The following is a 17910-nucleotide window of genomic DNA, read 5'->3' as shown; positions in this document are numbered from 1 at the left end:
GACGCCTGATGGCCGGAAGCAGAACAGTCAGCCTGCACAAAGCATGACACGCTGACACACGACACACGGGCCTGCATCCGCAACCAGGCAGTCCCCCACCCGCAACACCGGCAGCCTGCACGGCAGGCTGCCTGCATCAGACAAGAGAGCATCATGGCAATCAGTGTTTTTGACCTGTTCAAAATTGGTATCGGCCCGTCCAGCTCCCACACGGTTGGCCCGATGCGTGCCGCGCGCCAGTTTGTCGCCCGGCTGGAAAAAGACGGCCAGCTGACGGCCACCCGCCGCGTACGCAGCGAGATGTATGGCTCGCTGGGTGCCACCGGCAAGGGCCACGGCTCGGATACCGCCGTTTTGCTGGGCCTGGCGGGCGAACTGCCGGACATGGTGGATACCGACGCCGTGCCGGACATCCTGGCCACCATCCGCCGGGAAAAGCAGCTGAAACTGCTGGGCGAGCACGCCATTGCCTTCAACGAGCCGGACGACCTGATACTGCACAAGCGCAAAACCCTGCCCTATCACCCCAACGGCATGATTTTTGAAGCCTTCGACGCTGACGGCAACAGCCTGTCCAAGCGTGCCTACTATTCGGTGGGCGGTGGTTTTGTGGTGGACGAAGCCGCTATCGAGGCCGGCTTTACCCCACCGGGAGTCACCGAACTCAAGCACCAGTTCAACAGCGCAGCCGAACTGCTGGCGCTATGCAAGGAACAGGGCAAGAGCATCAGCCAGATCATGCTGGAAAACGAACTGGCCTGGCGCAGCGAGGAAGAAGTGCGCCGCGACCTGCTCACCATCTGGGGCGTGATGCAAGCCTGTGTCAAACGCGGCTGCCAGCGCGAAGGCACCCTGCCTGGTGGCATGAAGGTAAAACGCCGCGCCGCCGACATGTACCAGAAGCTGCTGGCTGCACCGGAAGCCGCGCTGCGCGACCCGCTGACGGTGATGGACTGGGTGAATCTGTATGCGCTGGCGGTGAATGAAGAAAACGCCGCCGGTGGCCGCGTGGTGACTGCCCCCACCAATGGCGCAGCCGGCATCATCCCTGCGGTAATGCATTACTACGCCCGCTTTGTACCGGGTGCCAGCGAAGACGGCATCGTGCGCTACCTGCTGACTGCAGGCGCCATCGGCATTCTGTTCAAGCTCAATGCCTCCATCTCCGGTGCCGAAGTGGGCTGCCAGGGCGAGGTAGGTTCGGCCTGCTCGATGGCGGCTGGCGCGCTGGCCGAGGTGATGGGCGGCACGCCGGAACAAGTGGAAAACGCGGCGGAAATCGGCATGGAACACAATCTGGGCCTGACCTGCGACCCGGTGGGCGGCCTGGTGCAAGTGCCGTGCATCGAGCGTAACGCCATGGCCTCGGTCAAGGCCATCAACGCCGCGCGCATGGCCTTGCGTGGCGATGGCCAGCACTGCGTGTCGCTGGACCGCGTGATCAAGACCATGCGCGATACCGGCCGCGACATGAGCACCAAGTACAAGGAAACCGCCCGTGGCGGCCTTGCCATCAATGTGATTGAAGTACCGGTCAACGTGGTGGAGTGCTGATACCAGCACCTTGGCTTGCGGGCCAGATCACAAAACGCCGTGGACACTGTCCACGGCGTTTTTCATGGCTGGCTCTACCAGAGAATCAGACTGCCAGCGGCTCCAGCTTGCGCAGCCGCAGGGCAATCAGCAGCAGGGCCAGCAAACCCAGCGCAATCATCGCCGCCACGCCATTCCATTTGCCCATGCCCCACAGCAGGCCGGAAAACGACCCCACCACACTGGAACCCAGATAATAGGCGGTGAGGTAAAACGCCGAGGCCAGCGCCTTGCCGCGTTGCGCACGACGGCCAATCCAGCTGCTGGCCACCGAATGGCCACCAAAGAAGCCGAAGGTAAACAAGGCAATGCCCGGCACCATCAGCCACAGCGAATCCGCCAGCGTGCACACCAGCCCGGCGGCCATCAGCACCACCATCAGCCACAGCATGTTGCGGCGGCCAAAGCGGTCGGCCATGCGACCCACCCAGGCCGAGGCCCAGATGCCCACCATGTACAGCGAGAACACAAAGCCCAGCACGCTGTGGCTCAGGTTGAAGGGCGCAGCCAGCAAGCGGAAACCCAGGTAGTTGTACAGGCTGACAAAGCAGCCCATGAACAGGAAGGCAGACAGGAATAACCAGGGCAGGCCGCCGTCGGCAAAATGGCTGCCCACATCGCGCCGCAGTTCGGCCAGGTTCAATGGCACCGGCTTGAAGTGGCGCGAATCCGGCAGGCTGCGCCAGAATTCGATGGCACCGGCAATCCCCAGCACCGCCAGTGACAGTACTGCGGCACGCCAGCCAAAGTGGTCGGCAATCACTGCGGCCAGAAAGCGCCCGCTCATGCCGCCCAGTGCATTACCGGCAATATACAGGCCGATGGAATGGCCAAGTGACAAGGGCTCCACTTCTTCGCTCAGATAGGCCATGGCTACGGCAGGCAAGCCAGCCAGCACCACACCGAAAATGGCACGCAGGTAGAGAAACTGCTGAAAGCCGGGCGCAAAGGCCGCCAGCAACATCAGCAGTGCAGCCAGGCTCAGTGCGATATTCATCACCGGCTTGCGCCCCACCTTGTCCGCCAGAAAGCTGGCCGGAATCAGCGCCAGCGCAAGGCCGGTGGTGGGCACCGACAGCACGCTGCTGGCGGCAGCCGGGCTCAGGGCGAAGTCTTGCGCAAACATCGGCATCAGCGGCTGCATGCTGTACAGCATGGAAAAGGTGCAAAAGCCGCCGACAAACATGGCACGCGCAGTAGCGCGAAAGGCGGGCGAACCGGCTTGCAGGCGGGCGCTGGGGGAAATGGTGTTCTCCTGTGAGGCAGCAGGGCCTGCATGTAGCGTAGCAGCACAGGAAGCAGAATCGGGAGGCATGATGAAACCGGTAGCAGTGATACAGGATTCGAGCTTAGTCCTTGACAAAACAGCAGTCCAATATATCTTTATTCATTTATTAATACTTTAAAAGTATCAATATGGAACTGCGCCACCTGCGTTATTTCGTCACGGTTGCCGAAGAACTGCACTTCACCCGCGCTGCCGAGCGCCTGCACATCGCCCAGCCACCTTTGTCCCAGCAAATCCAGGCTCTGGAAGCCGAGCTGGGCGTGGCCTTGTTTCTGCGGGAAAAGCGCAAGGTGGAACTGACCGCTGCCGGCCAGCAATTTCTGCAACGCGCCCGGCGCATTCTGGCCGATACCGAAGAGGCCGCCGAACAGGCCAGACGCGCCGCACGTGGCGAGGTAGGCGAGTTGCGCATCGGCTTTACCTCCTCCCTGCCGCTTACCCCCATCCTGCCCGCCGCGCTGCATGCCTATCGCCAGCACTACCCGGCAGTACGGCTGACCTTGCGTGAAATGTTCACCACCGACCAGTTCTCCGCCTTGCAGCAGCAGGATATCGATGTCGGCTTCGTGCGTTTCAACGGCCTGTCCCCGGCAGACCGGATAGTGGTGCAGGAGCTGCGGCGCGACCCGCTGCTGGTGGTGATCAACAGCAACCACCCGCTGGCAGGTGAGCCCAGCCTGTCGCTGGGACAATTGCGTGACGAGGGGATGATCAGCTATCCACGCAGTGCCGGTACCGGCCTGCATACGGTCATCCGCCAGCTGTGCGAGGCCAATGGGTTCGAGCCGCGCATCACCCAGGAAGCGGGCGAGGCCACCACCCAGGTGGGGCTGGTGGCGGCCGGCCTTGGCATCGCCATCCTGCCCTCCCCGCTGAACTGCGTGCAGCTGCCGGGAGTGCGTTATATCCCGCTGACCGACGAGGGCGCGTATCTGGCCATGGGCATTGCCACCCGCGAGGGCGACAGCTCGCCGCTGGTGGCCGGCTTTATTACCCACTTGTGGGACGAAATCCCGGCCAGCTGATACCTGGCTGACGATTTGTTGCATTTTGTCTATCCAGAATTGGCAAAAATGGCGGATTTTTCATGGCAACAGCCCGGATTTTCCGCTAACACCAGCCCATCCCTCATTTGCAGGATGGTCAGCCCTGCCTTGCTGCATGACACTGACTCCACAACAAGAGCGACTGACAAACCCCCTGCCGCTGCGTTGCGCCTCCTTGCCGTACTCATGGTACTGTCTGCGTCGGCGCGCCTTGCCCCAGGGACGCTACGCTATTTTGTTAGCCGCTCTACAGGACAGACGGCAGGCCACGCAGCCACCGCACGCCATACAGAGGAGAACAACATGCAGCAGCCATCAGACCATCAGCCGGATCTGGCCATGTTCAGCGCCATCTTGCTGGAGATTTATCGCCTGGCGCGCGAGGAGTCGCTGGAACGCTTTCACCACACCGTGCTGGAGTGCCTGCGCCCGCAACTGCACTTCGACAAGGCCTGGTGGGGCCGCGCCGCCCAGGCGGCGGATGGCCCGCATGAGCACAGTTCCTTTCTGTTTGGCCTGCCGGATCACTACATCGACGACTGGAAATCTATCCGCCAGCACGACATTACCGTGACGCGCGTGCATGCCCGGCCAGGCCTGGCCGTGGTGGTGGACATGCAGGGCGGCGATGCACCGCCACAACTGCAATGGCTGGGCCAGCGCCACGACATTGGTGAATTGCTGTGCGTGATTCACATCGACCCGGTCACCCAGCTGAGCGACCATCTGGCGCTGTACCGCCACCCCGGCGCACCACGCTTTACTACCGCCGACTGCCTGCTGCTGTCCTGCCTGATGCCGCACCTGGCCTCCACGGTGGCCATCAACCAGATCCGCACCCTGCAGGCGCTGCGCGAAACCCTGAGCGGCCCACGGCTAGCCATGGCAGTGTGCGACCAGCACGGCACCCTGCACTGTGCCGAGCCCGGCTTTGTCGACCTGCTGCTGACCGAGTGGCCACAATGGACTGGCCCGGCCTTGCCCGCAGGCCTGTCACCGCAAGGGCATGACGGTGCCCGGCTCAATATCGAGGCGCGCCGCATCAGCGACCTCTTCCTGCTGACCGCGCGCTACCGCTGCGCGATGGAGCAGCTTTCCAGCCGCGAAACCGATGTCGCCCGCCTGTTCGGCGAAGGGCTCACCTACAAGGACATCGCGCGCAGGCTGGGCATGTCGCCGCATACCGTGCGCCATCACATCCGCGCCATCTACGCCAAGCTGGGCATCAAGGGCAAGGCAGGCATCGCCCATCTCTTGCACCAGCAAGCGCCATTCGGCTGATCTTTCCAGCCTGCTGATTCGACCCCTACGTCCCTGAAGTTGCCAAAGCTGCCATGGTCCGCCATGGCTGGCAGGGACAGCTGCGTCCAGGTTTTTTCGCCCACCCACCCAAAGGAACAAACCATGACCCCGTTTCGCCCTGTTTTGGCCGCTCTGGCGGCCAGCCTGCTGCTTGTCAGCCTGCCTGGCCAAGCCGCCGACACCAATGCCCGCGACTTTTTCAGCGCGCCGGTCGGCACCTCGCTGGGCGTGCTCTACCTGCCCGTCACCTGGGCCGACAGCTTTCACTCCGCCAGCGGCAAGGACCAGCAGGCCCGGCTCAACGTGGAGGCCCTGGCCTGGCGTCAGCTATGGTTTTCCGATATCTGCGGCACCCTGTGCACGCCGCAGTTCATCATCCCGGCCGCTCACATCAAAGCCACCCTGCCCGGCAGCCAGACCAGCCAGCAGGACAGCGGCATCGGCGATCCGCAGGTGGGCGGCACGCTGTTCTTCATCAACCAGCCGGACAAGCGCGCGTACAGCGGCCTGCTGACCCTGATCACCCTGCCGGTAGGCAACTACGACGCCCGGCACCCGGATGTTTCCGCCGGAGCAAACCGCTGGGGTGCCACCTTTCTCTACAACTACACCCACGGTGTAGGCAAAAACTGGGTGCTGGAAGCCTCGCTGGAAGCCCAGTTCTACGGCAACAACGACAACTATCTCGGCAACAACCTGAAACAGCAGCCCTTGTACCGCCTGCAGGCCTTTGCCTCCTATGACTTCACGCCAGATACCTACGGCGCGCTACGGCTGTACCACACCCGTGGCGGTGCCTTGCGCCTGAATGGACAGGACCTGCCCGACACCCGGCAGAACAGTACCCAGCTGGGCGTCGAACTGGGCCACTGGCTCAGCAAGCAAGACCAGCTGATGCTGATGCTGGCGCGCAATATCCACACCACCAACAGCTTTGACAGCAGCCAGGCCATGTTGCGTCTGGTACATGTTTTCTGAGTTGAGCAAGCCGACAAGAACATCCGCCCGACGGATCACCCGCTACAGAGGAAAAATCATGAACACGCTCTCCCGCGCCAAGCCCGCCGCACCGGATCACCATGCGCGCCCGGCCATGGCCGCCATTGTCGGTTTTGCCGCCATCGTCCCTGCCGTGCTGATGATGGCCCCCGCCGTCGCCAGCCAGTTGGCCAGCCAGCTGCAACTGGGGCCGGTGGATATCGGCAAGCTGTTCTCCGCCGAACTGGGTGCCATGAGCCTGGCCACCCTGCCGGCATTTTTCTGGCTGCCGCGCGTCAACTGGCGCAATGCCGCCTGGCTGGCGGTGCTGGTATTCATCGCAGCCAACCTGCTGTCGGCCACTACCGTCAGCTATCCGCTGCTGCTGGGCCTGCGTTTTGTCAGTGCGCTGGCGGGTGGCTCGCTGATGATTCTGTGCCTGTCCGCTGCCGCCACCCTGCCCAACCGCGACCGCGTTTATGGCTTGTGGGTGATGGGCCAGCTGGCCTTGGGTGCCGTGGGGCTGGTGGCGATGCCATCCTTGTTTGCCCGCTTCGGCATTGCCGCCTGTTATGTGGGGCTGGCCTTGCTGATGGCACTGTGTGCTCCGCTGGCGCGCTGTTTTCCCCAGCGCCTGCAGGAAGTCACGCCAGCGAGCACAGTGTCCACCTACGACCCACGCCGTGGCCGTGCCGCACTGGGCATCATCGCCACGCTGGCGTTTTACATCAGCCTGAGCGGGGTGTGGACCTTTGTCGGCCAGATCGCCGTGCAATCCGGCATTGAGCCGCAGCAAAGCGGCAATATCTTCGCCATTGCCACCTTGCTGGGCGTGGCCGGTGCCGGCAGCGCCTCGCTGATTGGCCGCCGCCTGCCACGCTCCCGACTGCTGCTGGCCGGCTTTGCCATGATGATGGCAGCCATGCTGCTGTTGCTGCATAACCCGGCGCTGGCGCGCTTTGCCACCGCAGCACTGCTGTTCAAGTTCAGCTGGACCTTCATCCTGCCTTTCATCCTGGCCACACTGGCCGACATCGACCACAGCGGCAAGCTGATGAATGCCACCAATCTGGTGATCGGTGGCGGCCTGGCCATCGGCCCCACGCTGGCCGGTCAGCTGATCGCCGCCAATGGCGGCAGCCTGCATGTCTTGCTACTGCTGGCCACCCTGGTAGCCGCCCTGTCGCTGACCTTGTTGCTGGCACTGCAAGCCCCCCGCTCCATCCCTGCCCACGCATGAAACCCAAGGAGATGCCATGACATCCGCTACCGCCTTTTATTTTGATGAACTGTGCATGTGGCACAGCGCCGGCCTGCATGCACTGACACTGCCGGTGGGAGGCTGGGTGCAGCCGCCAGCCGCCGCCGGCCATGCCGAATCGCCGGAAACCAAGCGCCGCTTGAAAAACCTGCTGGATGTAGCCGGCATCAGCCGTCAGCTACGGCAATGTACTGCCGAGCCGGCCAGCCGTGAAGACCTGCTGCGGGTACATGGCGCAGCCTATCTGGATGAATTCAAACGCATCAGCGATGCCGGAGGCGGAGAGCTCGGCCCGCAAGCACCCATCGGGCCCGGCAGCTACAACATTGCCTGCCTGTCTGCCGGCCTTGCCATCGCTGCGGTGGATGCGGTGTGGCGCGGCGAGGTGGCCAATGCCTATGTGCTGACGCGTCCGCCGGGCCACCACTGCCTGCCGGATGCCGCCATGGGCTTTTGCTTCCTGTCCAATATCGCCGTTGCCATCGAAACGGCCAAGACGCGCTACGGCATAGAACGGGTGGCGGTGCTGGACTGGGACGTGCACCACGGCAACGGCACCCAGGCCATCTACTACCAGCGCCCGGACGTCCTCACCATGTCGATTCATCAGGATGGCTGCTTCCCGCCGGGCTACAACGGCAGTGAAGACCGGGGTGAAGGGGCCGGGCTGGGGGCCAATATCAATATCCCGTTGTTACCGGGCAGTGGTCATGATGCCTATCTGTACGCCATGCAGCGTATCGTGCTGCCGGCGCTGGAGCGCTATCAGCCGCAGCTGATCATCGTCGCCTGCGGCTATGACGCCAATGCGGTGGACCCGCTGGCGCGCATGCTGGCCCACAGTGACACCTTCCGCCAGATGACCAGCCTGCTGCGCAGCTTTGCCGGGCAGCACTGCGCCGGCAAACTGGTGCTGATGCATGAAGGCGGCTATTCCGAAGCCTATGTGCCGTTCTGCGGCCTCGCCACCATCGAAGCCCTGTCGGGCCTTAGCAGCGAAGTAGTCGACCCGCTGCTGGACTTCATCAAGCAGCAGCAGCCCTGCGCGGCCATGCTGCAATTGCAGCACCAATTGCTGGATGAGATGGCCAGCCTGCACGGGCTGTAGCAGGCGGAAATGACCATGCACAAGGCCCGCCAATGGCGGGCCTTGTGCATGGCGATGGATGACACCCTACATGACTAAATCAGCAGCAATCCATGGGCACAACAGGAAAAGGACGTATCCCTTGTACTGCGGCATGGCGCGTCATGGACTGCCCATTTCCCAGCACCGGCTCAAGCATTGGAATGGGTCTTGTCACGGCGCTGCCGGGCTGCAAGCGCTGCCGGGACAGGCGGGGTCAGCGAGGCAGGACTGCTATTCAGCGTGAAAGGCACTTTGGCATCCAGATAACGGGCAAAACGCATGGCGCTGGTGGCAAACACGGCATACACCAATGTTTCATCGTTGTCGGCTGCAATTCCGCTGGGATAGCAGTGATGCTCCTGGTCGCAGCGCCACTGCAAGGGGAGGTCTTGTTCATGTGCATCCTCATAATGCGTGAACAAGGCAGTAATGCGCTGCCTGTTGGCATCAATTTCCAGGCTGGTCTTGCTCGCATCAACAGGGATGAGTGGCAAATCAGCCTTGCCACCGAAAGCATGATTAAGCATTTCCTGACTCAGGTGAATCACCCGCTTGGCCTTGATGGCAAAAATCACCGGCAATTGGTGATTGGGCAGGCAGGGCACCGTTGCCAGGCTGCGTTCGTCGCCCTTGTTGTCGCAACGCTTGCTACGCGTCGCCATCTGCTGCAAGAAGCGACGATAGTCACTGCCCGGTACCAGTTCATAAATGGACGGATCCACGGCCAATAGTGCCTGTATGTGGTGGCTAGCCATATTGGCTCCACCACTCAGAAACTGCGCTGCATTTTCCAGCTTGATGCCACCAGACTGATCCTGCTGATACAGAAACAGAATGGCTGGTGGCATGTCGGGACTTAACCATGCGTCCAGGGCATCGGGCTTGTCCGGCATCACCACCGCTCCCGGACTACCTTTTTTACTGTAGCTGCGCCGAATGACATAGGAATCAGAATGGTAGCCCTGCAACAGCTGGCCATCATCCAGCCGGACCCCACCCTCAAGTGGACGAACCGATTCCAGCTCCCCATCCTCATCGAGTTTGGCATAAACAAATGGCAGTTCACCCACATCAATATTTACCACACCTCCATTATCAAACAGCATTGAAATAAACGGAATTGCCTGATCGGTATCCGTATATTGACCACTTCCGGAATGACGAAACGAATCCAGAAAGCCAGTCAGATTGGTACTGGCACAGCCGGCCAGCATTGAGGCAATCACAACAATGGATGCAAAGTCTTTTAATCTCACGAAATACTCCCTAAACATATTAAATAATACAAATGTGTATTCCGATAGAGAATACCCAGTGCAATACGTTCCATTGAGTATAATTTTCACAACTCCGCCGATACCACTCAATTCATTTTCACATGTCATCACATATTGAATATCAGTCACTGCCGGACTTATTTACCGGTAATTTCGGCCTCTTATATAGGCATGTTCATTTACATGACATACACCACAAGTACTGAACTAAAGTACAGTTAATAAGAAAAATCCAATATAACTCATTGCTAATTCAGCGCAATGACTCAACAATTCATACCGCAGGGCAAGAAAATTCTCAGCAATGAGCCGCCTTGCTGTTTGATTAACAACTGATTGGATTCATCATGAACAAGATTGAAAGCAACAATAAAACATACGTAGCCCTTCAAAAGGGTTTCAATTTGCGCTGGCCGATTACCAGCGAAGATGGTGCCCAGCGCATTTATATCTGCAGTACGCCGGAAGAAGTGCAGACCGCTGCCAATGAAGCCCTGAGTGAAGGTTTCCGCATTACTGTACGCAGTGGCGGCCACTGCTATGAAGGTTTTGTTTCCAACCGTCTGGATACTGCAGAAAAACTTGCAATCATTGACGTTGGCGAAATGAAAGGCATGGATCATGACGCCGCAGGCAAGGTCAAGTCACCTTATGACAAGGATGGTCACGGCTATCAGTTCCGTATTGCTACCGGCAATCAAAACTGGGATGGATACATTGCACTATACAGACAAGCAGGAAAAACCATTCCCGGCGGTTCTTGCTATTCGGTTGGCGTTGGTGGCCACGTCAGTGGTGGTGGCTACGGCCTGCTGTCTCGTCTGCATGGCTTGACGGTAGACTGGGTCAGCGGTGTAGATATCCTGGTTCCAGCTTCAGATGGTAAAAGCTTGCAATTCAAACATGTTCGAGCCGATAGTGCTGACGCAACCGACCGCGTGCTGTTTACTGCCTGCTGCGGTGCGGGCGGCAACAACTTTGGCATCATCATCAATTATTACTACGCAGAACTGCCTGACGCCCCGCAACAAGCGTACTGGTATCCGCTTAAATATGACTGGGCCCACTTCGTGAAAAACCCGGAAAGTTTCACCAAACTGCTGCAGGCTTATTGGCAATGGTTTCATGACAATGATGCCAATTCCAATAACCCGGACCCGGCAATTGGCAATGGTGGCTTGTTTACGCTGTTCAAACTGAATCATATCAAGAGTGATGACAATATTGTCCTTGCCATCCAGTACACTGGTATAGACGGTTTGGTTGGCGGCGAGCGCGACAAGCCACTGAATGACTTCATCCAGAAGATGAATGATGCAGCAGGCAAACCCGGTGTGGTTCATGATGCCTTCCTGCTTCCCAATATCAACCCGTTGGGACGCCGTGATGCCGGCATGACGCTCAGCCAGGCAGACCCGCTCATGGCGATGGACTGGATTTATGTCACCCAAAGTATTAATGGCTCTGGCAATAATCAGCGCGGCAAATACAAATCTGAATATCAGATTCAAAACTTCAGCGATGAAGTATGCAAAGCGCTATTTGAAAACCTGACCAACCTTAACGACACGGCAATGACGCAATCCTTGGTACAGATTGACTCCTATGGCGGCAAAATCAATGCCAACGGAATTGGTCATACTGCCGTACCGCAACGTAATTCCATCCTGAAGGCACAGTATCAGACTTACTGGACTGACCCGAACGAGGACGACGTTCAAGTGGCCTGGATTCGCCGCATTTACAATGCGGTACATGCTTCCACGAACAACAGGCCCTTGCCGCCAGCTTATGACGGTTGCTATATCAATTATCCAGACGTGGATATGAAATATATCAATGACGATCCGGCGATGGGGATTGATTATGATTGGGTCAAACTGTACTACAAGGATACTTCGTTGATTGCTAATCTGATCGCCTTGAAAAACAAGATCGATCCGGAAAATCTATTCCGCCACGAAATGTCGATTCCTCTTTCCTTGCCACGAAGCTGAACCCGGCAGCACCTGCTTTCACTGAGCGGGTACTGAACCGCTGAAACAAGGCCCGCCAATGGCGGGCCTTGTCACGTCACCGGTTCAAACCCGGCGTGGCAGTTTTACTGCTGTTGTCCGGCGGGCTGCGGCATGCTGCTGCCCTGCTCCGGTGCTGCATCAGGCAGATTGCCTTGTGGTGCCGAAGCCTCTGGCTGCTCTGACTGTGTCTGCGGCGCGGGCGTGGCGGCAAACACCAGATTGATCAATCCCAGGCTGGCCGGGGGCAGGGAAAGCATGGCCACAACAAGCAATTTCTTATGCATGAGCTTCTTTCAATGTGGTTGGAAGACAAGCCTGTTTTTGCAAACACCATGCCAGCCACGCATTGTCATTTAAAAACAATGACTTGCATTGAAAACTAGCAAACCGAACCATGCCGGTTGTCGGCAATGAGCGACAAGCATTGCAACAACTTGTCCAAGTTATTGAAATGGCTGCACTTTTTGGGTCGCCAATTGACGACACCCAGGCATCACCTCACCTACCTTACTGATTTGACAGCATTTTTCAGCACGGCAGGCATGAAAAAACCCGCCGTAGCGGGTTGGTGGCCAATGCGGCGGCAGACAGCCGGTCAGGCCGGTTTGCTGGCCAGCTTGAGCTTGCCAGCAAGCCAGGTATGGTCGTAGCTGACGATCTCGAACGGGTTGCCGAACGGGTCGACAAAACTGATGGAACAGAAAAACTGGTGATCCACCACGGAGTCTCGCGCCACGGTCTGGCCGGCGCGATCGACTACCCGCTCACCAGCCAGCTGGTCTATCCATTCCAGGAAATCCTGCCCGCTTACCAGAAAAGCCACCGAACCGGGCTCACAAACCGGCTTGTCCTCCTGGGAAATGGCCAGACGCACCGAACCATTGCTGTTCATCAGCATCACGACGCCGTGCGGCCCGCTCTGCATGTGCTTGTAGCGGGTGTCCGGTGCCAGGTTCAGTACACGCTGGTACCAGCCCTGCGCCTTTGCCAGATCGGTGACACGGATATGGATATGGTCAATCTTGCCAAGCGATAGCATTGCATCCTCATCGGGTGTGGGTGACGCGCCAGCCAGTGGCACGTGCTCATTCTACGGTGTTTGCCGCAGCCGGCAAAAATGGCATTGGCTGCCCGCCGCGGCTTGGTACTGCGCTGCGCGTGCCGCGCTCAGGTGCGCGGTTGCAGCAGCGGCTTGAGATAACGCCCGGTATGGCTGACCGGATTATCCGCCACCTGTTCCGGCGTGCCGGTGGCAATGATCTGGCCACCACCCGCGCCGCCTTCCGGGCCGAGGTCGATCAGCCAGTCGGCAGTCTTGATCACGTCCAGATTGTGCTCGATCACCACCACGGTATTGCCGTTTTCACGCAGGCGATGCAGCACTTGCAACAACAGGTCGATATCGTGGAAGTGCAGGCCGGTGGTGGGTTCATCCAGAATATACAAAGTGCGGCCGGTGTCACGCTTGGACAGTTCCAGCCCCAGCTTCACCCGCTGCGCTTCACCACCAGACAGCGTGGTGGCGCTCTGCCCCAGGCGGATGTAGCCGAGGCCCACGTCCATCAGTGTTTTGAGCTTGCGGGCCACTGCCGGTACCACGCTGAAGAACTCCAGCGCCTGTTCCACCGTCATGTCCAGCACTTCGTAAACGTTTTTGCCCTTGTACTGCACTTCCAGCGTTTCGCGGTTGTAGCGCTTGCCGTGGCACACGTCGCACGGCACGTAGATGTCCGGCAGGAAGTGCATTTCCACCTTGATCACCCCGTCGCCCTGGCAGGCTTCGCAGCGGCCACCCTTGACGTTGAAGCTGAACCGGCCCGGCCCGTAGCCGCGCTCACGCGACAGCGGCACCCCGGCAAACAGTTCACGGATGGGGGTGAACAGGCCGGTATAGGTGGCCGGATTGGAACGCGGTGTGCGGCCGATCGGGCTCTGGTCGACGTTGATCACCTTGTCCAGCAGCTCCAGCCCTTCGATGCTGTCGTACGGTGCCGGTTCTTCGCTGGCACCGTTCAGGTCGCGCGCGGCAATCTTGTACAGGGTGTCGTTGATCAAGGTGGACTTGCCGGAACCGGACACGCCGGTAATGCAGGCCAGCATGCCCAGCGGCAGCTCCAGCGAAACGTTCTTCAGGTTATTGCCGGTGGCACCATGCAGCTTCAGCACCCGTTCCGGATTGACTGCGCGGCGCTCCCCCGGCCAGTTGATGCGGCGGCGACCAGACAGGAAGGCACCAGTCACCGAGTTTTCATTCGCTGCAACATCAGCCGGCGTACCGGCCACCAGCACCTCACCACCGTGTTCGCCAGCACCAGGGCCCATGTCCACCAGGTAATCGGCAGCGCGGATGGCGTCTTCGTCGTGCTCCACCACAATCACGCTGTTGCCAATGTCGCGCAGGCGCATCAGCGTGGCCAGCAGCCGGTCGTTATCGCGCTGGTGCAGGCCGATGGACGGTTCGTCCAGCACATACATCACGCCGGTCAGGCCGGAACCGATCTGGCTGGCCAGACGGATACGCTGTGCCTCGCCACCGGACAGGGTATCGGCGGAACGTGACAGGTTGAGGTAATCCAGACCCACATTATTGAGGAAGGACACCCGCTCGCTGATTTCCTTGACGATTTTCTCCGCCACCGCCTGTTTCTGACCGCTGAATTCCAGTTGGGCAAAGAAGGCTGCGGTTTCTTTCAGCGGCAGCTGGTTAAGCTGGTGCAGCGTCTGGCCGCCGATGAACACGTGGCGGGCCTCCAGCCGCAGGCGCGAGCCCTGGCAGTGCGGGCAGGGCTGGTTGTTCTGGTACTTGGCCAGTTCCTCGCGCACCGCGCTGGAGTCGGTTTCGCGATAGCGGCGTTCCAGATTGGGGATGATGCCTTCAAACGGATGGGCACGGGTAAAGCGGGTGCCCTTTTCCGACATGTAGACAAATTCGATGCTGTCGCGGCCGGAACCGTGCAGTACCACATGGCGCACTTTTTCCGGCAGGTCTTCAAACGCAAGCTCCGTAGGCGAAAAACCGTAATGCTCGCCCAGCGCCAGCAGCATCTGGAAGTAAAACTGGTTGCGCTTGTCCCAGCCCTTGATGGCCCCGGCGGCCAGGGTCAGCTCCGGGTGGGCCACCACGCGCTTGGGGTCGAAAAAGGTGATTTCGCCCAGGCCATCACACTTGGGGCAGGCACCCATGGGGTTGTTGAAGGAGAACAGGCGCGGTTCCAGCTCCGGCAGACTGTAGCTGCACACCGGGCAGGCAAACTTGGCGGAGAACCAGTGTTCCTGGCCGCTATCCATCTCCACCGCAATGGCGCGGCCTTCGGCATGGCGCAAGGCGGTTTCAAAGCTTTCCGCCAGCCGCTGCTTCATGTCCTCGCGCACTTTCAGGCGGTCGATCACCACTTCGATGGTGTGCTTCTTGTTCTTGTCCAGCTTGGGCAGGCTGTCGATTTCGTACACTTCGCCATCCACCCGCACGCGGATGAAACCCTGGGCGCGCAGGTCGTCGAACAGGTCGAGGTTTTCACCCTTGCGGCCAACAATCACCGGGGCCAGGATCATCACCCGGGTTTCTTCCGGCAGTGCCAGCACATGGTCCACCATCTGGCTGACGGTTTGCGATGCCAGCGGCACGCCGTGTTCCGGGCAGTGCGGCTCGCCTACGCGGGCAAACAGCAGACGCAGGTAGTCGTGGATTTCCGTGACCGTACCCACGGTGGAGCGCGGGTTGTGGCTGGTGGCTTTCTGTTCGATGGAAATGGCTGGCGACAAGCCTTCGATCAGGTCGACATCCGGCTTTTCCATCAACTGCAGAAACTGCCGTGCATAGGCCGACAGGCTCTCTACATAGCGGCGCTGGCCCTCGGCATACAGGGTGTCAAAAGCCAGAGAGGACTTGCCGGAACCGGACAGGCCGGTGATGACGATCAACTGGTTGCGCGGCAAATCCAGATTGACGTTTTTCAGATTGTGCGTCCGAGCGCCACGAATGCGGATGGTGTCCATGTGTGAGAGCGTTACTCAGTCGGTCGGGGAACCTGATAATATACCCGACTTGGCGACCGCCGCTCCACCAAAGTATGCGCTGCAGCAAAAAAGGCAGCGCAGGACAATGGCCCGCAAGGTAAACCGCTGGCCGTTGGCGGCGTTGATAGCCTGACTCCTGAATCGATAACGACAACACACATGAATTCGCTTGAACTGCGCGCCAGCCTAGGGCTGGCTGGTATTTACGCCCTGCGCATGCTGGGCATGTTCCTGATCCTGCCGGTGTTTGCCATTTACGCGCAAACCCTGCACGGGGCCGACAACCACACCCTGATTGGCCTGGCACTGGGCAGCTACGGCCTCACCCAGGCGCTGCTGCAACTGCCGCTGGGCATGCTGTCCGACCGCATCGGCCGCAAGAAGGTGATTTACGGCGGACTGCTGCTGTTTGCCATCGGCAGCTTCGTGGCCGCCGGCGCACACGATATTGTCACCCTCACCATCGGCCGCGTGATCCAGGGTTCCGGTGCCATCTCCGCCGCCATTACCGCTCTCTTGGCCGACCTGACCCGTGAAGAGAACCGCACCCGCGCCATGGCCATGATAGGCATGAGCATCGGCACCACCTTTGCCGTCAGCCTGGTGCTGGGGCCGGTGCTGGCGCAGTACATCGGCGTCAACGGCATTTTCGCGCTCACCGGCGCGCTGTCGCTGGCCGCGCTGGTGGGCGTGTGGCTGATCATCCCCGACCCGGCCATCTCGCGCTTTCACTCGGATACCGAAGCCAATACCAAACGCCTGCCGGCGGTACTGAAAAACCCGCAACTGCTGCGGCTGAACTACGGCATTTTCGCGCTGCATGCCGCGCAAATGGCCATGTTCGTCACCATTCCGTTTGCCCTGATCAAGACCGCAGGCCTGGACAAGGCACACCACTGGGAGGTGTACCTGCCGGTGACTGTCATCGGCTTCATCCTGATGGTGCCCGCCATCATCTATGGCGAGAAAAAAGCCCGGCTCAAGCAGGTATTCATCGGTGCCATCGCCATCATGACTGCCGCCCAGCTGGGCATGGCACTGGCGCTGGACAGCTTCTGGCAGATCGTGATGTGGCTGGGCCTGTATTTCATTGCCTTCAACATTCTGGAAGCCACCCTGCCCTCGCTGATTTCAAAAATTGCCCCGGCCGATGCCAAAGGGACGGCCATCGGTGTGTATAATACGGCCCAGTCTTTTGGCTTGTTCATGGGTGCTGCCGCCGGCGGCTGGCTGTACACCCATTACGGCCCTGCCGGTGTGTTCGGCTTTACCAGCCTGCTGATGGCCAGCTGGCTGCTGGCATCCTTCAGCATGCAGGCACCACAGGCAGTGCGCTCGGTAATGTTCCACATTGGAGAGGACTGGCAAGGCAACCCGCAACAGCTATCACAGCAGCTATCAGCCCTCGCCGGCGTCAGCGAAGCGGTGGTGGTGATGGAAGACAGGGTGGCCTACCTCAAGGTCTCGCAGCAAGGCTGGGACGAAAACACCGTGAAACAGCTGGTTGAAGCCACTTATTCCTGACGGTGCGGCCATTGCCAGGACGCACCTCACCCTGCAATCATGCGTCGGCCAAGACCGGCGCAGCATTATCGAATCGAATCGGAGATCCACATGAACAGCATCACTTTTGACGGACGCCTGGCGGCAGACGCCGAACTGCGCTACACCCCGAGCGGCGAACCGGTGCTGAGCTTCCGCGTGGCCAGCGACATCGGCTTTGGCGAGCGCAAGACCACCAACTGGTTCAGCTGCCAGGTATGGGGCAAGCGCGGCGAATCACTGAAAAACTTCCTGAGCAAGGGCCAGCAAGTCACCGTGTACGGCCAGCTCACCCTGCGCGAATGGCAGAACAAGGAAGGTCAGAAGCAACTGTCGCCGGATGTGCGCGTGAACGAACTGAGCCTGCAAGGCGGCAAACGCGAAGGCGGCTCGTCCATGGACGACAACTACGCCTACGGCGAACCGGCAGCGCAATCCCGCCCGGCCGCAGCACCGGCC

General features: G+C 59.8%; 14 protein-coding genes. 9 read left to right on the top strand and 5 right to left on the bottom strand.

Going from position 1 to position 17910, the window contains the following annotated elements; all coding sequences use genetic code 11:
• Window positions 1–153: 153 nt before the first annotated feature.
• Window positions 154–1554, top strand: a complete 1401-nt coding sequence (locus JHD62_RS11955) for an L-serine ammonia-lyase (protein ID WP_199103087.1) — start codon at window positions 154–156, stop codon at window positions 1552–1554.
• A gap of 85 nt (window positions 1555–1639) precedes the next feature.
• Here JHD62_RS11955 and JHD62_RS11950 read toward each other — a convergent pair whose 3' ends face one another.
• Window positions 1640–2908: an MFS transporter gene (locus JHD62_RS11950; RefSeq protein WP_052694302.1), complete on the bottom strand. Its 1269-nt coding sequence runs from the start codon at window positions 2906–2908 to the stop codon at window positions 1640–1642.
• A gap of 101 nt (window positions 2909–3009) precedes the next feature.
• Between JHD62_RS11950 and JHD62_RS11945 the strand changes: the two genes are divergently transcribed.
• The 5 genes from JHD62_RS11945 (at window position 3010) to JHD62_RS11925 (ending at window position 8576) form a co-directional block, all read left to right on the top strand.
• Window positions 3010–3906 carry a LysR family transcriptional regulator gene (locus tag JHD62_RS11945; RefSeq protein ID WP_199103086.1) on the top strand — a complete coding sequence of 299 codons (897 nt, stop codon included), beginning with the start codon at window positions 3010–3012 and terminating at the stop codon, window positions 3904–3906.
• 324 nt (window positions 3907–4230) lie between these two features.
• Window positions 4231–5208, top strand: coding sequence for a response regulator transcription factor (locus JHD62_RS11940; protein ID WP_199103085.1), 978 nt, complete (start codon window positions 4231–4233; stop codon window positions 5206–5208).
• 123 nt (window positions 5209–5331) lie between these two features.
• A complete protein-coding gene (locus JHD62_RS11935) occupies window positions 5332–6207 on the top strand; it encodes a transporter (protein WP_199103084.1) in 876 nt (291 codons plus the stop codon).
• Window positions 6208–6265: 58 nt separating this feature from the next.
• Window positions 6266–7447 carry an MFS transporter gene (locus JHD62_RS11930; protein ID WP_199103083.1) on the top strand — a complete coding sequence of 394 codons (1182 nt, stop codon included), beginning with the start codon at window positions 6266–6268 and terminating at the stop codon, window positions 7445–7447.
• Window positions 7448–7463: 16 nt separating this feature from the next.
• Window positions 7464–8576, top strand: a complete 1113-nt coding sequence (locus JHD62_RS11925) for a class II histone deacetylase (RefSeq protein ID WP_199103082.1) — start codon at window positions 7464–7466, stop codon at window positions 8574–8576.
• Between the two features lie 170 nt (window positions 8577–8746).
• On the opposite strand, the gene JHD62_RS11920 is transcribed toward JHD62_RS11925, so the two are convergent.
• A complete protein-coding gene (locus JHD62_RS11920) occupies window positions 8747–10003 on the bottom strand; it encodes a hypothetical protein (RefSeq protein WP_199103081.1) in 1257 nt (418 codons plus the stop codon).
• A 218-nt stretch (window positions 10004–10221) separates the two neighbouring features.
• On the opposite strand from JHD62_RS11920, the gene JHD62_RS11915 reads away from it, so the two are divergent.
• Window positions 10222–11871: a BBE domain-containing protein gene (locus JHD62_RS11915; protein ID WP_199103080.1), complete on the top strand. Its 1650-nt coding sequence runs from the start codon at window positions 10222–10224 to the stop codon at window positions 11869–11871.
• A gap of 104 nt (window positions 11872–11975) precedes the next feature.
• On the opposite strand, the gene JHD62_RS11910 is transcribed toward JHD62_RS11915, so the two are convergent.
• The 3 genes from JHD62_RS11910 to uvrA form a co-directional block, all read right to left on the bottom strand.
• A complete protein-coding gene (locus tag JHD62_RS11910; protein ID WP_199103079.1) occupies window positions 11976–12149 on the bottom strand; it encodes a hypothetical protein in 174 nt (57 codons plus the stop codon).
• 338 nt (window positions 12150–12487) lie between these two features.
• A complete protein-coding gene (locus tag JHD62_RS11905) occupies window positions 12488–12931 on the bottom strand; it encodes a VOC family protein (RefSeq protein WP_199103078.1) in 444 nt (147 codons plus the stop codon).
• A 128-nt stretch (window positions 12932–13059) separates the two neighbouring features.
• Complete coding sequence (gene uvrA / locus JHD62_RS11900; RefSeq protein ID WP_045848295.1) at window positions 13060–15888, bottom strand: excinuclease ABC subunit UvrA; 2829 nt, start codon at window positions 15886–15888, stop codon at window positions 13060–13062.
• A gap of 180 nt (window positions 15889–16068) precedes the next feature.
• Between uvrA and JHD62_RS11895 the strand changes: the two genes are divergently transcribed.
• Window positions 16069–17433, top strand: a complete 1365-nt coding sequence (locus JHD62_RS11895) for an MFS transporter (RefSeq protein ID WP_199103077.1) — start codon at window positions 16069–16071, stop codon at window positions 17431–17433.
• Window positions 17434–17523: 90 nt separating this feature from the next.
• Window positions 17524–17910 (top strand): single-stranded DNA-binding protein (locus tag JHD62_RS11890; protein ID WP_199103076.1); only part of this gene is annotated, 387 nt, incomplete at its 3' end.

The sequence above is a fragment of the Aquitalea sp. ASV11 genome, assembly GCF_016429185.1.
Lineage (GTDB): Bacteria > Pseudomonadota > Gammaproteobacteria > Burkholderiales > Chromobacteriaceae > Aquitalea > Aquitalea pelogenes.
The sequence above is the reverse complement of the archived record's forward strand: the minus strand, read 5'-3'. Positions and strand labels throughout refer to the sequence as shown.